The organism is Thiohalospira halophila DSM 15071, assembly GCF_900112605.1.
GTDB lineage: Bacteria > Pseudomonadota > Gammaproteobacteria > Thiohalospirales > Thiohalospiraceae > Thiohalospira > Thiohalospira halophila.
Genome location: NZ_FOMJ01000013.1, coordinates 23,721 through 36,444 on the forward strand (window position 1 = coordinate 23,721; position 12,724 = coordinate 36,444).

Consider the following 12,724-nt stretch of genomic DNA (forward strand, 5'->3'; position numbering starts at 1 on the left):
CTATGGCCCGCATTGCAACTAGCACCATCAATCAGCGCGGTGTCGACGGCATCCTGAATAACCAGGTTGAGCTTTCGAAGATCCAGAAGCAGATGGCGACCGGCAAGCGAGTGGTTACACCGGCGGACGATCCCGTGGCTGCCACCCAGATGCTGAATCTGGACAAGAATGTCCGTGTTACGGAGCAGTATCAGTCAAATATCGACTATGCCCGCAATCATCTCTCCCAGACCGATGAGACCCTGGGTTCCGTCGGCAACCTCCTGCAGCGCGTGCGTGAACTGGCCGTGAGAGCGAATACCGACAGTCTCAGTGATGCCAACCGGGAGAGCATCGCGGCCGAAGTGGAGTCACGCCTGGACGAACTCATGGGACTGGCCAACACCAAGGACGGGTCCGGAGAGTATCTCTTTGCCGGCTCCAAGGGCAGTACCAAGCCCTTCTCCTACTCTGCCGCTAATGGCTATGAGTATCACGGGGATCAGCGAGAGCGGAACTTGAAAATCGGCCCGGAGTTCGATGTCCAGCAGACGGATGCCGGAGACGAGGTTTTCATGGGAGTGGAGCGGGGTAACGGACGTTTCGTTGCCGACTACGATGATGGCAACACGGGGAGCGGCCGTATCACGGCCACCGGCATCGCCGACGCCGGGGCCCTCCTGGATCATGAGTACACCCTGACCGTGCAGCCCGACGGGGCCGGTGGTCAGGAGATCCAGGTGACGGACGATGACGAGGGCACAGCCGTGACCACGGTGCCCTATCAACCGGGTGAAGCCTTCGAGTTCGAAGGGGTGACCATGACCATCGACGGCTCACCGGATAATACGGATCAGTTCCGCGTATCATCCTCCCGGAGTCAGAGCGTCTTCCAGACCGTACGTGACATGCTCGAGACCCTGCGCTCCGACTGGTCGGGAGGCGAGGCGCGGGCCAAGGCGGCCATGGATATGGATACGGCCATCCGGGAGCTGGATAACGCCCAGAACAATATCCTGAATGTGCGCTCTTCCATCGGGGCCCGCCTCAACAGCGTGGAGAGCCAGGAGACGGTGAACGAGGCCTACACGGTCCAGATGAAGGAGACCCTGTCGCAGGTCCAGGACCTCGACTACGCCAAGGCCTCCAGCGACCTCAACCTCCGGATGGTGGGGCTGCAGGCGGCGCAGCAGGTCTATACCCGCGTCCAGGGGCTCTCCCTGTTCAACCAGATCGGCTGACGTAAGTTTTCCCTCCCGGGCCCTTTCGACGGCCCTAAAGTTTTCCCCCGAGCCGACGATAATAGAGGTGAAGGCGGTGAAGGTCCCTACCGGATCTGTCCGCCAAGCCCAGCAGAGCGGGGCCAGAGCCCCGCAGCAGAGGAGACAAGACCATGGCTCAGGTTATCAACACCAATGTGATGTCGCTGAACGCCCAGCGGAATCTCAACTCGACCAACAATCAGATGTCCCAGGCGGTGGAGCGGCTCTCCTCCGGCCTGCGGATCAACAGCGCCGCGGACGACGCCGCTGGTCTCGCCATCTCTGAGCGCTTCAGCGGCCAGATCAACGGCATGAACCAGGCGGTCCGCAACGCCAACGACGCGGTTTCGCTGGTTCAGACGGCCGAAGGCGCACTGGACGAGATCAGTAACATGTCCCAGCGGATTCGTGAGCTGGCGGTGCAGTCGGCCAACGACACCAACGCTGCGGATGACCGCGATGCGCTCGACGATGAGGCGCAGCAGTTGGTCGCGGAGATCGATCGGATTGCGAGCGAGACGGAGTTCAACGGGGAGAACATTCTCGATGGTTCCAACGGCACCATGACCTTCCAGATCGGGGCCAATGAGGGCCAGACCCTGGGAGTCACCACCCCCAATGCGACGAAGGGTGCGCTTGCGACCGGAGCCGATATTAGCTTCGCGGATATCGATATCTCGTCCACTCCGAGCCAAGCTTCTATCGGGTCTGTCATTTCCACAATGGATCAGGTCATTGATGATGTCAGTGGCATCCGCGCGGAGCTGGGTGCGACCCAGAATCGACTGGAGTCAACCATCTCCAACCTCGAAGTGGGCGTGGAAAACATGAGTTCAGCGCGGTCGCAGATCAGGGACGCTGACTTCGCCAAGGAGTCCTCGGAGCTGACGCGGACCCAGGTCCTGCAGCAGGCGGGAACCTCGATGCTGGCCCAGGCCAACCAGCTCCCGCAGAACGCCCTGTCACTGCTCCAGTAATCAGGGTTTCGTAACCGGGGCTATGAGGGGGTCGACCCGGCCCCCTCTCCCTTGGGGAGGATAAAGGACCATGGAAACGCGCTGGAATAGTGATGTAATGCGGGATTTTGCCAATACCCTGCCCGGCCCTGACCGGAACCGGGGCTCGCAGTCCCTTTCGGAAAAGGCGGACTCTCCTAGCGGAGGAGACGCAATGGCGGACCGGGAATCCGCCTCCCCCCTCATGGATGAAAAGGACATGGAGCGGATGGTCGACGACGTTCGCGAGATGACCCGGGCGTTCCAGCGGGAGCTGGATTTCCGCGTCGAAGAGGACATCGACCGGACGGTGGTCCAGGTGCGGGACCGGGAGAACGATGAGGTGATCCGCCAGATCCCCTCGGACGAGATGCTGGAGCTGGCCCGGAACATGGAACGGATCCGTGGGTTGTTGTTCAACGAATCGACATGAGCGAGTCGGTCCGGTTGAGGGGGTGGAAGGCGTCTCCTCAACCGGGCACGGTTCCCGAGCGAGGATAGAGATATGGCTTCCATAACGACCGCCACCGGCGTGGGATCGGGGCTACCCATCGAACAGCTGGTCAGCCAGATCGTTTCGGCGGAGCGCGCGCCCAGCGCGACTCGTCTGGATAACCAGCAGGAGCGCCTGGAGGAGGACATCTCGGGGCTCGGCAAGTTCAAGAGCGCCATGAGCGGCCTGCAGGACTCCCTGGAAGGCCTGGCCGATTTCAACAGCTTCAATGCGGTCTCGGCGACCTCCTCCGATGATACGGTGGCGACGGCCTCTGCCAGCGAGGAGACGGCAGCCGGGAGCTATGACATCCAGGTCGACCAGCTTGCCACCGCGCACCGGCTGGCCTCGTCGGCGGGGGAGTACGGCAGCAGCAATGACGTGGTGGGGACCGGCGAGTTGACCTTCCAGTTCGGGACCTACAACGCGGACAAGTCCAGCTTCACGGTGAACCCGGATCGGGCCTCGCAGACCCTCACCATCGACAGCTCCAACAACACCCTCGGCGAGATCCGGGACACCATCAACAATGCCAACATGGGCGTCCAGGCGAGCCTGGTGGACGACGGCAACGGGCCGCGGCTGACGCTCAGCTCCGAAAGCACCGGCAGTGACCAGGCCATCCGCCTCGCGGTCAATGATACCGGTGATGGCACCCTGGGTGATGGTAGTGGGTTGTCGCGGCTCGCCTACACCCCGGATACCGGCAACAGCAACCTCCAGGAGACCCGGACTGCCCAGAATGCCGAAGCGGTGGTCGAGGGGATCGACGTTACCAGCAGCAGAAACACGCTGGAGGGTGTCATTGATGGCATGTCTGTCGATCTGCAGAGCACCGGCAGCACCACCATCGACGTCAGCCGGGATACCGAGGGGGTAGAGGAGACCATTCAGGGCTTCGTGGACTCGTACAACGAGTTCATGAATACCACCAATACGCTCACCCAGTGGAGTGTCGACGAGGAGAACCGCGGCCCACTGAGTGGGGACAGCACGGTGCGCATGGCCGTGAACGACCTCCAGCAGATGCTGGTGGACCGGGTGGAGGGGGTCAAAGGGCCCTACTCGACCCTCACCGAGCTCGGGCTGAGTACCAACCGGGACGGGACATTGACCGTGGACCAGGCGCGTCTGGACGAGGCGCTCACCAATAATCCGCAGAACGTGGCCCACCTGTTCGCCGAGAGCGGCCAGACCACCGACAATCAGGTCTCTTTCTCCGGTGCCCTGGACGGCTCGCAGCCGGGGGAGTACGGCATCTCGGTCACCCAAGAGGCGACCCGGGGTTCCTATGGTGGCGGGACCGTCAATGATTTCACCGTCGACACCGATAATGACGAACTGATCCTCAGCGTGGACGGGGTGACTTCCGGCAACATCAGCCTCACCCAGAAGACCTACGGGTCGGTGAATGAACTGGCCGGCGAACTGCAGAGCCGCATCAACGGCGATGCCAATCTAAGCGACGCCGGTGTCGAGGTCTCGGTCAGCGCTAGCGGCGGCGGTCTGCAGATCCGCTCGAATAGTTACGGGAGTAACAGCACCGTGGCCATTGACGCGGTGGATACCGACACCGCGGCGACCCTGGGCCTGAGTACGGGGACAGGGACTGCGGGCGTAGACGTGGCCGGCACCATCGGGGGAGAGCCGGCTACCGGGGATGGCCAGTACCTGCGCGCCCAGAATGGCGCCCCCGAAGGGATTCAGGTCCGGGTGGACGGTGGCGGCACCGGCAACCGGGGCACCATCAGCTACTCCCTCGGCGTTGCCAGTTCCATGGACCAGCTAATCAACCGTTTTGCCGGTGATGATGGAACCATCGACACCCGCGAGGATTCCCTGAATCGTCGTCTGGACAACGTCGAGCAGAGCCGCGCGGACCTCAATGAGCGAATGGACCGCCTGGCGCAGCGGTACCGCTCCCAGTTCGCCAGTCTGGACGCCTCCATCGCGGAAATGCAGCAGACCAGCAGCTTCGTGTCCAACAACCTCGGCGGAGGTGGCGGAATCGCCAGCCTCGCCGGGATGAATATCTAACCAGCCCGAAACCCAGGGTTTGCGGACCGGAACCACGAGGAGCGAGACCATGACCTACAGCAATCCGCGGGCCGCCCTGTCCCAGTACAAGCAGTCGAGCCTCCAGACCGAGGTCTCCGCTGCCAGCCCGCACCGCCTAATCCAGATGCTCATGGGTGGGGTTCTGGAGAAGATCGCCACGGCTCGCGGCCACATGGAGCGCGGCGACACCCAGGAGAAGGGCCGCAACATTGGCTGGGCCATCTCCATCATCTCCAGCCTCCACCAGAGCCTGGACTTCGAGCAGGGCGGGGAAATTGCCGGTAATCTTGAGGCCCTCTATGACTACATGATCCGGCAACTTACCCAGGCCAATCTCTCGAACAGTATCGAGAAGCTGGATGAAGTCGCGGATCTGATGCGCGACATCAAGGCCGGTTGGGACGAGATCCCCGCAAGCTATCACCACCGGACCGCGAACTCGGCCGGTGCATCCTACGTCACTGCCTGACCATCGATGGCCGATGCACCGCCCCCGTTGCCACGCCTACCGGCATCGCTGGAAGAGCTGGCGCAGCGCGTGGAAGCCCTTACCCGGGAAATGATCGCCGGCAAGGAGGCCGACGACTGGGGAAGGGTCACGAATGCCGAAACGGAGCGGCGTCCGCTCGTTCGTGAACTCATTGAGGCCGGATTCCAACAGGAGGGGGGAGAGACGGCCGATGAGTGGTTGCGCTGGCTGCTCGCTACGGAAAACGAGATCATCGAACGGGGGCGGAGTATCCGCTCCGAACTCCTGCAGGAGGCGCAGACGGCCTCGGAGGGCCAGAAAGCGGCGCGGGCGTACGAGCGGCACCGAGAGTAGCAGGACTGTTCCGGTACGGGCCCGCCGATCGAGATTCATCTACCCAGCATCCTATTTGCTCCGCAATACGAAGTTGCACTGGGAGCGTGAATGTAGGAGCGAGCATGAAGGGGATTGTCCTCGCCGGCGGTACCGGAACTCGACTTCACCCTCTAACCTATGGGGTGAGCAAGCAGCTCATGCCCGTTTATGATAAACCGATGGTTTATTATCCCCTCTCGGTTCTTATGCTCGCTGGTATTCGGGAAATACTGCTTATCACTACGCCCCGAGACCAAGAAGCTTTCCGCACCCTGTTGGGAGACGGTTCCCAATGGGGAATTGCCATCGAATACGCCGTTCAGGATGAACCCAGAGGGTTGGCTGATGCCTTCCGGGTCGGGAAAAGTTTTATCAATGGGCGGCCAGTGAGCCTGATATTGGGTGACAACATATTTTACGGGCAAGGCCTGAGTAGCCTCCTCAAGAAGGCCGCCTCACGAAAAAAAGGGGCAACCGTATTCGGGTACTATGTGAGTGACCCGGAGAACTATGGAGTTGTTGCGTACGATCAGGACTGGAATATCGTAGACATTCAGGAAAAGCCGCCGCACCCACCCTCTCATTACGCGATAACTGGACTGTACTTTTATGACGGCCAAGTCGCGGAGGTTGCAGCCGAGCTCGAGCCTTCACACCGCGGAGAGCTTGAGATTACGGATGTTAACCGCGCGTACTTGGAAGAAGGTATGCTCAATGTAGAGCCTCTGGGCCGTGGCACGGCTTGGCTGGATACCGGGACCCACGGTGCGCTTCTGGATGCCGCTAATTTTATTAAAGTAGTGGAGGACCGGCAGGGTTTGAAAATTGCCTGCCTCGAGGAAATTGCCTACCGAATGGGTTTCATCTCGACAGAGGCTTTAGAGTGGCAGGCGGCATCTTTGGCAAAGAGTGGGTACGGGCAATACCTTTTGAAGGTTTTGCAGGAGGCTCGATGAGGGCGTTGGCCATGAGTAATTAAAGGATTATCAGTGCCAGCTTAACCGGATTAACCCTCGCCCCGCAAGCTCAATTTCCAAGTGCAGCATCTCCCCCGCCGAATGGGCCCACTTTTGCAGCTAAAAATTGATTCTGAGGTGTTCTAGAATGCCCCATATACGTACCTTAGCCTGTACTTTTTTATTGTTTCTTTCTCGGTGAATATTTAGTGGAATGGTTTGAACAATATAGTAGCGGTCATGGTAAATCGTCGAGTACTAGCGAATATGCTTTTTCTTTTCGGCTGCTGCATTGGCATTGACCTTTGATGATGCAACGCGAGGACTGTCAAAGTATGGAAAAAGTTCTGGTGACAGGCGGAGGCGGTTATATCGGGTGTGTCTTGGTTCCTCAGCTGTTGGAATGTGGATACGCTGTAAGGATCTTGGATCGGTTCTTTTTTGGCCGGGACCTAATCGCGAATCATGAACATATAGAGATTATTCGAGAAGATAGCCGCCGAATTCGCGCGGACCATTTGGCGGGTATCGACCATGTTATCGATCTGGTGGCCCTTTCCAACGACCCAAGTGGCGAACTCTTCGAACAATCGACTTGGGAAATCAACCATGGTTCTCGCGTGCATACGGCCAATCTTGCCAAGCAATTGGGAATAAAACGCTATATTTTCCCCAGCTCGTGCAGCATCTATGGTTTTCAAGAGGCAGGTGTGGTGGCTGATGAGAATAGCCCTATCAACCCACTCACTACATACGCAAAGGCAAATCGCAAAGCGGAAGAAGGCATTCTTCCATTGGCTGATTCCGAGTTCTGCGCCGTCGCTATGCGGCAAGCGACTGTTTACGGGTACTCTCCGCGCATGCGATTTGACCTAGCCGTCAATGGCATGACCTATGGGGCGTTAATAACCGGCAAGCTGCCTCTCCTGCGCGATGGAACGCAATGGCGGCCTATGGTGCATGTCCAAGATACTGCCCGGGCTCTGGCATTCATGCTTAGCGCTGACGTTGAAAGAATTAATGGCGAAATCTTTAATGTTGGTTCCCCTGAAAATAGTTATCAGCTCGAGTCGTTGGCAAAGAAGGTCGCCAAGACCGTTCCCAGGGATGTGGAAATCGAATGGTATGGCGATCCCGACCATCGTTCCTATCGTGTGGCTTTCGATAAAATTGAATCTCTCGGTTTCAAAGCCCGGTATGTAGCCGAAGACGGGGTACGAGAGGTAACGCGTGCCTTGGAAGAGGGACGTACGGACAAGACTAGTAAAACCCTTACGTTGAAGTGGTACCAGGAGTTGGTGAAGTGGCACGCGCTCATTCAACAGACTGCCATGCATGGCGGTATAGTGGACCTCCCTTGACGGGTCGTTTTCACAAGCCTTTCTGATTTCCGTTTGAGGAAAATGCAATGACCACTGTTGGCCGGCCCTACCTCCCCAACCGGAAAAAGCTTGAAGGTTATCTCGACCAGGTATACGAATCCCAGTGGTTGACCAATAATGGCCCGCTTGTTCGCGAATTGGAGGAGCGCCTGGGAGATTACTTGGGGGTGGATAACCTCCTCTTGGTAGCGAATGGAACCCTTGCTCTGGAGGTGGCTCTTCGAACGTTTGGTATCTCAGGCGAAGCGGTTTCGACGCCGTTTACCTTTGTCGCTACCAGTGCAGCTATCCGCAACGAAGGCCTAGGCGTTCGTTACGCGGATATTGACCCGGAAACCCTAAATCTTGACCCGGCTAAGGTGGAGTCCGCCTGCGGCCCAGATACGCAAGCGCTTGTTCCCGTCCATGTCTATGGCAATCCCTGCGATGTCGAGGGCTTTGATGAGTTGGCACGGCGGAAGGGACTAAAGACGGTTTATGACGCTGCTCATGCTTTGGGTGTGAATTACGACGGCCACAGCGTGCTGCGTTGGGGAGATGCCGCGACGCTGAGCCTCCATGCGACAAAGCTCTTCCATACTGGCGAGGGCGGGGCCGTGGTCTTCCGCCGAGCGGAAGACCACGAACGGGCTCGCCGGTTGATCAACTTCGGCTTGGAGGCAGTGGATGGCTCCATCCCCGATGTAGGTATGAATGCCAAGATGAGTGAATTCCACGCCGCAGTGGGTCTTGCAATGCTGGACGATCTCCCGGCGATCTTGGAACACCGGAAGGCAGTGGGAGAGGCATACGAACGAGAGCTTGACGACTGGGTCAGCTTTCCTGCTTGGTCAAAAAGGGGCACACGGAATGGGGCGTACGCCCCAATCCTTTTGGAGACTCCCTCGGTGAGGGACAAGGTTAAAGCAGTGCTACAAAGCGAAGACGTAATAGCACGTTCCTATTTTTCACCGAGCCTGGATGAGACTGCAGCTTATCGAGCGGGTAACTTTTTCCCGGAATCCCAAGCCAAAGCGCTGCGTACGTTGTGCCTCCCTATTAACACCGGAATGGATTTTAATGACGTGAAGAAGATATCGCTTTGTATAAAGCGAGCGATAAACCAAGAACGAGAATGATTGGGCCCAAACTCCCGATCTGCCCGTAATAACACAGAAAATGAAGTCTTTGAGTTGCTTTTGTTTTTGGTCGATGGTGTTCCTTTCTAGTATGAGGACCACATGAAGCTAGCAATAATGCAGCCGTACTTTTTTCCTTATTTGGGTTATTTTCAGTTGGCGCACTCTGTTGATTCTTTTGTGGTCTATGACGATGTTCATTTCAGCAAAGGAGGTTGGGTTAATAGGAATTATATATTATCGCAGGCTGGCAGAAGTCTTCTAACGCTTAACCTGAGCGGTGCCAGCTCGAATCGCTTGATAAACGAAATTGCCGTTGGGGATAACAAAGAAAAGATATTGAAAACGGTTCGGCAGCAATATTCAAAGGCTCCCTATTTTGAATTGGCGTATCCCGTAATTGAAGATATTTTTTCTATTTATGAGCCCAATCTTGCAAGTTTCTTAGGGTACGGAGTGCAACGAATTTGCCATTACTTGGGCATACGTGATACCTGGTATTGGTCTTCCGAGATTGCTAAGGATGGTTCTTTGAAGGGCCAAGATAAAGTAATCGATATTTGCAAAAAGCTGGGCGCAGAACACTACGTCAATCTCCCGGGGGGGAGGAATCTTTATGGGCGGGAACGGTTCGAGGATGAAGGTATGGAGTTATCATTTATAGAGCCAGGAAATTATGTCTATAAACAATATTCACGGAGCTTTGTTCCCAATCTGTCAATTATTGATGTAATAATGTTCAATGATCCCAAGGATTTTCCTTTAATGCTTTCGAGTTATTCCATTGTTTGATCAAACTGAAAAAGAAGCTATCGGGGGCTACCTAGAATTGGACCTGCCCTCAGGAGTTGGTACCTTAAATGAAAGAGCGCTTCTCTACCAGAGTGGCAGAGCTGCTTTTCGCGCGCTCTTGCAAACCGTTAGGCCTTCCCGGGTCTTCGTGCCTCGTTTGATCTGCAATTCAATGATTTCCCCTTTACAAGAGGAGCGTATTGAGTATTTGTGGTATGATCTGGATGATCAATTGATGCCGCGAGAAAAGGTAGTTCTCGAGGAAGGTGAAATCATGCTTTATGTCAATTACTTTGGAGTTTGTCAAAACCAGGTTAAGGAGATTTTGGAAAACTTTCGGCCGGAGCAGGTGGTTTTTGATTTCTCTCAATCCCTCTTTGAACGGCCCGTGACTGAGGCCTTGGCGACTATCTACTCCCCGCGGAAATTCCTTGGGGTTCCTGATGGTGGGATGTTGGTGACATCCTCGGAGGTGGATCCTCCAATAGAGGTGGATGATGGTTCCCTAGGCCGGATGACGCATCTTCTTAAACGTCTGTATTCGACTCCCGAGGAGGGCTATTACGATTACGTCCAAGCCGAAAAGGGTTTGGAGGATAGCACCCCCCGGAGAATGTCTGGCCTGACGCGTCGGCTCCTTGACTCAATAGATATTAACAGTATACGAGAAAAGAGGTTGGTGAACTTTTCTCATCTCGAAGAAAGGCTAGGTCCACGGAATCGGTTTCGAGCGGATGACAGTCAGAGTGAGTCCCCACTGTGCTATCCTTTAGCCGTCGATGTTCCGGGTTTACGAGAGCATCTTCTGGCGCATCGTATTTTTGTTCCCACCTATTGGCGAGACTCCGAGGAGCGGGTTGAGTCAGCCTTTGGGAAAAAAATGATTGACGGCTTGCTTCCGCTACCTGTGGATCAGCGCTACGGGGAGAAAGACATGGATGCTTTAGTTTCCTTAATTGACGAGTTCCTCGAATGAGCAAAGGTGATATGAGTCTGGGAAAGAGGAGCGAGGAGTTCGCTCGCAACCACCAACTAGAAAACCTTCTGGTGGATTTAAACAGCAACCTCTGGCCTGTTGAAGAGAACCTGCTCGGGAAAAGTGGGGGCAGCCAACCTTACCCAAACATTCTTATTATGGGGCCGCATCGTAGTGGGTCGACCCTATTCATGCAGTGGCTTGCAAATACTGGGCTCGTGGCGTATCCGACCAACTTGTTGTCACGTTTCTACCGAGCGCCAATTCTTGGGGCCAAGATACAAATGCTTTTGACCGAGCCCCGGTTTGATTACCGAAACGAGCTTGGTGAGTTCGCACAACAGGCCAAGTACGAGTCTGTTAACGGCAAGACTCAAGGCGTTTTAGCTCCCAACGAGTTCTGGTATTTTTGGCGGCGATTTTTGCCCGAGCCGGATAGGGATGTCTGGACTGAACCGGAACTGTGGGAAGGGTTCGATATCGATACGCTGCAACGTGAACTAGGCGGATTAATGACGGTTTTCGATAAACCCTTTGCCTCCAAGGCTATGCTGTTCAACTATAATATACCCTTCATGAATGAGATTCTGGACAAAGTTATTTTTGTCCAAATTAAGCGGGATGAAGTAGCCAATGCACAGTCAGCCTTAGAGGCCCGGCGACGGCAGTGCGGCTCTGAGGAAGCGTGGTACTCGTTTCGTGTTCCCGAATATGAAGCGTTAAAAGACTTGGGCCCCGCAGAGCAAGTAATTGGCCATTTGCGGTCGATTAATTTGGCAGTAGATACTGGGCTTGAAGAAGTGCCAGAAGAAAGGAAGATCGTGGTTCAATACGAAGATTTTTGCGAAGATCCCGAAAAATATTTTAGGCAACTCACGAAGAAGATGAAGCAGCAAGGCATGGATGGCGTTTTTGAATATAAGGGACCAAGAGCTTTTCGGCCATCGAATGAGCGCGAGATTGATCCTAGGATTTTAAACGCGATTTAAATGTCAAGACCCGACTGATCGTAGTCCTGCTTCCGGAACAGTTCCGGGTGCGCGGCCTGCCAGTCCTTGAGCTTCCGGACCGGCGTCCGATGGCCGAGGGCGGGCCTACCTCCATCACTTCGGCAGCTTCTAATGCTGCCCGGTCGGCTCCTTGCCGACCGCAACCGCATTGCTGCGGCACACCCATCTAGCCTGACAGTGAGGGCGGGAGCTGGCCCGAGAGTTCGGCGTCTCCGAGGACACCATTCGCCGCTGGCGTAAGCGCGCTACCACCGAAGACGGCTCGCACACCGCCCACCGGCTGCGCACGACCCTGACACCGGAGCAGGAGGCGGTGGTGGTGGCCCTGCGCCGGACCCTGTGGCTCTCCCTGGAGGACATGCTCGCCGTCACCCGGGAGTTCCTCAACGAGAACGCCTCCCGCTCCCTGGCCCTCAGACTAGTTGTCGCCTCGTGAGGTAGGATGTTCTTAGAAAAGCCGGGGCGATAGGAGTGACGAGTGGCACGATATTCCCGGGAGCGGCGTGAGGCTGTAGTGGCCAAGATGTTGCCGCCCCCCCTCACTGTCAGGCTAGTTGGAACCTCATCCGATGCTAGGGTGTTATAACCAACCGGGGGCGAAGAGAGGGTTCCTGTGAAGTACTCCGACGAACACAAGGAGGCGGTGGTGAAGAAGCTCCAGCCGCCGTACAACCGGACCGTGGCCCAGCTAGCCGAAGAAGAGGGGATCTCGACCGGCACGCTGTATAACTGGCGCCGGAAGGCCCGGGCCCAGGGCCGGCTGTTGCCGGACAACAGTCCGGAGCCCGAGGGCTGGAGCTCCCGGGACAAGTTCAATGCGGTGCTGGAGACCTCGGCCCTGTCCGAGACGGAGGTGGCC

The 12,724-nt window shown here is 56.5% G+C and carries 13 protein-coding genes and 1 pseudogene; all 14 read left to right on the plus strand.

The window, feature by feature from the left end:
* The first annotated feature begins 2 nt into the window (after positions 1–2).
* Complete coding sequence (gene flgL, locus BM272_RS12990) at positions 3–1,220, plus strand: flagellar hook-associated protein FlgL (protein WP_093429227.1); 1,218 nt, start codon at positions 3–5, stop codon at positions 1,218–1,220.
* Positions 1,221–1,372: 152 nt separating this feature from the next.
* Positions 1,373–2,218, plus strand: coding sequence for a flagellin N-terminal helical domain-containing protein (locus BM272_RS12995; protein ID WP_093429228.1), 846 nt, complete (start codon positions 1,373–1,375; stop codon positions 2,216–2,218).
* A 97-nt stretch (positions 2,219–2,315) separates the two neighbouring features.
* Positions 2,316–2,669: a flagellar protein FlaG gene (locus BM272_RS13000; protein ID WP_275886944.1), complete on the plus strand. Its 354-nt coding sequence runs from the start codon at positions 2,316–2,318 to the stop codon at positions 2,667–2,669.
* A 72-nt stretch (positions 2,670–2,741) separates the two neighbouring features.
* A complete protein-coding gene (gene fliD, locus BM272_RS13005) occupies positions 2,742–4,766 on the plus strand; it encodes a flagellar filament capping protein FliD (protein ID WP_093429230.1) in 2,025 nt (674 codons plus the stop codon).
* Between the two features lie 49 nt (positions 4,767–4,815).
* The gene (fliS, locus tag BM272_RS13010; protein WP_093429231.1) at positions 4,816–5,256 is read left to right on the plus strand and encodes a flagellar export chaperone FliS; all 441 of its coding nucleotides are present in this window, start codon (positions 4,816–4,818) and stop codon (positions 5,254–5,256) included.
* 90 nt (positions 5,257–5,346) lie between these two features.
* A complete protein-coding gene (gene fliT, locus BM272_RS13015; protein WP_093429232.1) occupies positions 5,347–5,610 on the plus strand; it encodes a flagellar protein FliT in 264 nt (87 codons plus the stop codon).
* 104 nt (positions 5,611–5,714) lie between these two features.
* Positions 5,715–6,587 carry a glucose-1-phosphate thymidylyltransferase RfbA gene (gene rfbA / locus BM272_RS13020; protein ID WP_093429233.1) on the plus strand — a complete coding sequence of 291 codons (873 nt, stop codon included), beginning with the start codon at positions 5,715–5,717 and terminating at the stop codon, positions 6,585–6,587.
* Positions 6,588–6,922: 335 nt separating this feature from the next.
* Positions 6,923–7,948, plus strand: a complete 1,026-nt coding sequence (locus tag BM272_RS13025) for an NAD-dependent epimerase/dehydratase family protein (RefSeq protein WP_093429234.1) — start codon at positions 6,923–6,925, stop codon at positions 7,946–7,948.
* Positions 7,949–7,995: 47 nt separating this feature from the next.
* Positions 7,996–9,087, plus strand: a complete 1,092-nt coding sequence (locus BM272_RS13030) for a DegT/DnrJ/EryC1/StrS family aminotransferase (protein WP_093429235.1) — start codon at positions 7,996–7,998, stop codon at positions 9,085–9,087.
* 102 nt (positions 9,088–9,189) lie between these two features.
* Positions 9,190–9,879 carry a WbqC family protein gene (locus BM272_RS13035; RefSeq protein ID WP_093429236.1) on the plus strand — a complete coding sequence of 230 codons (690 nt, stop codon included), beginning with the start codon at positions 9,190–9,192 and terminating at the stop codon, positions 9,877–9,879.
* On the plus strand, positions 9,872–10,855 hold the full coding sequence (locus BM272_RS13660) for a hypothetical protein (protein WP_143613295.1): 984 nt from the start codon (positions 9,872–9,874) through the stop codon (positions 10,853–10,855). Before BM272_RS13035 ends, BM272_RS13660 begins: the two co-directional genes overlap by 8 nt.
* On the plus strand, positions 10,852–11,844 hold the full coding sequence (locus BM272_RS13040; RefSeq protein ID WP_093429237.1) for a sulfotransferase: 993 nt from the start codon (positions 10,852–10,854) through the stop codon (positions 11,842–11,844). Before BM272_RS13660 ends, BM272_RS13040 begins: the two co-directional genes overlap by 4 nt.
* A gap of 205 nt (positions 11,845–12,049) precedes the next feature.
* A pseudogene (locus tag BM272_RS13045) lies at positions 12,050–12,271 on the plus strand (helix-turn-helix domain-containing protein); the annotation flags it as partial.
* A gap of 207 nt (positions 12,272–12,478) precedes the next feature.
* The coding region (locus BM272_RS13050) for a transposase (RefSeq protein WP_143613297.1) at positions 12,479–12,724 on the plus strand (246 nt) is incomplete at its 3' end.

Coding starts and splice junctions, on each gene's coding strand:
- fliS (WP_093429231.1), top strand. CDS start 4,816: ATGACCTACAGCAATCCGCGGGCCGCCCTGTCCCAGTACAAGCAGTCG.
- BM272_RS12995 (WP_093429228.1), top strand. CDS start 1,373: ATGGCTCAGGTTATCAACACCAATGTGATGTCGCTGAACGCCCAGCGG.
- BM272_RS13035 (WP_093429236.1), top strand. CDS start 9,190: ATGAAGCTAGCAATAATGCAGCCGTACTTTTTTCCTTATTTGGGTTAT.
- BM272_RS13030 (WP_093429235.1), top strand. CDS start 7,996: ATGACCACTGTTGGCCGGCCCTACCTCCCCAACCGGAAAAAGCTTGAA.
- rfbA (WP_093429233.1), top strand. CDS start 5,715: ATGAAGGGGATTGTCCTCGCCGGCGGTACCGGAACTCGACTTCACCCT.
- fliT (WP_093429232.1), top strand. CDS start 5,347: ATGATCGCCGGCAAGGAGGCCGACGACTGGGGAAGGGTCACGAATGCC.
- BM272_RS13000 (WP_275886944.1), top strand. CDS start 2,316: ATGCGGGATTTTGCCAATACCCTGCCCGGCCCTGACCGGAACCGGGGC.
- BM272_RS13025 (WP_093429234.1), top strand. CDS start 6,923: ATGGAAAAAGTTCTGGTGACAGGCGGAGGCGGTTATATCGGGTGTGTC.
- BM272_RS13040 (WP_093429237.1), top strand. CDS start 10,852: ATGAGCAAAGGTGATATGAGTCTGGGAAAGAGGAGCGAGGAGTTCGCT.
- fliD (WP_093429230.1), top strand. CDS start 2,742: ATGGCTTCCATAACGACCGCCACCGGCGTGGGATCGGGGCTACCCATC.
- flgL (WP_093429227.1), top strand. CDS start 3: ATGGCCCGCATTGCAACTAGCACCATCAATCAGCGCGGTGTCGACGGC.